General features: G+C 74.2%; 1 protein-coding gene. It reads left to right on the top strand.

Features of this window, described 5'->3' with window-relative positions:
* Positions 1-57: 57 nt before the first annotated feature.
* Positions 58-1,326, top strand: coding sequence for a DUF4255 domain-containing protein (locus tag E1265_RS38390; protein ID WP_207931356.1), 1,269 nt, complete (start codon positions 58-60; stop codon positions 1,324-1,326).
* The last annotated feature ends 207 nt before the right edge of the window (positions 1,327-1,533 follow it).

The raw sequence follows: 1,533 nt of genomic DNA, 5'->3' as shown, positions 1-1,533 counted from the left end.
CCGCCAGACGCCGACCCTCGGCCTCGCCGACTACCTGGCGCGTGAGGAGCGACGACCATGAGCAACGCCCTCGCCATCGCCACCGTCTCCGAGGCCCTGCGGCTGCTGCTCGCCGAGAACCTCGGCCCCGAGATCGACGAGGCCGTCAACGTCGAGACCAGGCGCCCGCCGACCGAGCCGCCCGCCGTACCCACCATCACCGTCTTCCTCTACCAGGTCACCCCCAATGCCTCGCTCCGCAACCACGACGCGCCCACCCGGGCCGCCGACGGCACCCTGCTGCGCCGCCCCACCGCCGCCGTCGACCTCCACTACCTCATCACCGGCTACGGCGAGGAGAGCGAACTCACCGGCCAACGGCTCATCGGCGCCGTCGTGCGCACCCTGCACGAGAGCCCGACGCTCTCCCGCGAACTCATCGAGCAGGCGGTGCTGAACAGCAGCCACCTGGCCGGCTCCGACCTCGCCGTCTCACCACAGCGGGTGCGGTTCACGCCCACCCAGATGGACATCGACGAGACCTCCAAGCTCTGGGGCATGCTCCACCACACCCCGTACGCCCTGTCCGTCGTCTACCAGGCCACGCTGGTGCTGCTCGAGGGGCGCGCCGACCCCGCCGCCGGCAAGCCCGTGCTGCGCCGGACCGTCACCGCCGTCCCCGGCCTGCGGCCCCGCCTGGAGCGGATCGCGTCCCGCCCGACCGGCGCCGACGACACCACCACGCCGACCGAGGGTCCGGTGCCGCTCGGCCGCGACCTCGTCCTCACCGGCACCGGACTCGCCGCGGGACCCGTCACCGCCGACCTCGGCCCCCGCCAGGTGCCCGTGCCGGCCGAGCACGTGACGGACACCCAGGTCGTCCTCACCCCGCCCGACGACCTGCCGCCCGGGCCCCACCGGCTCCGCCTCGTCTACGGCGGCGCCGCCAGGGGCCTGGAGAGCAACGCCGCCACCCTCGCCCGCCAGCCGAGCCTCGTCGGCCAGCCGGAGCTGGCGGACCGGGCCGGCGACGACCTCGTCTCCGGCACCCTCGAGCTCCGGCTCGACACCCCCGTCGGCGAGGAGCAGCGCGTGGAACTCCTCCTCGACGAACTGCGCCCACCCGAGGATCGCCGCGCCCACAGCCACCGGTTCCGGGCGCCGTTCCCCGCCCCCGAGCCCGACGACGCTCACGCGCTGCGGCTCCCCTTCAAGGACGTGCGACCCACCGCCTACCTGGTCCGGGTCCAGGTGGACGGCGTGCCGAGCGTCATCGAACCCGCAGCCGACGGCACCTTCGCCGGCCCCGCCATCGACCTCACCGCACCACGAAGCGACCAGGACTGACGAGCCGAAGAACCGACGAGCCACACCGGGAGGGGGACACCATGGACACGCCCGACGCCGACGCGCTGCCCGCAGCCATCGCCGCCGTGCTGGCCAGGCTCGATGCCATGCCGCACACGACGGCGAACAGCGGGGACCTGGTGGTGATCGAGGGCGACATCCCGGCCGCCCGCGTCCACGACTTGGAGCAGCGGCTGCCGACGCTGA

The sequence above is a fragment of the Streptomyces sp. 8K308 genome (assembly GCF_004348315.1).
GTDB lineage: Bacteria > Actinomycetota > Actinomycetes > Streptomycetales > Streptomycetaceae > Streptomyces.
The sequence above is the reverse complement of the archived record's forward strand: the minus strand, read 5'-3'. Positions and strand labels throughout refer to the sequence as shown.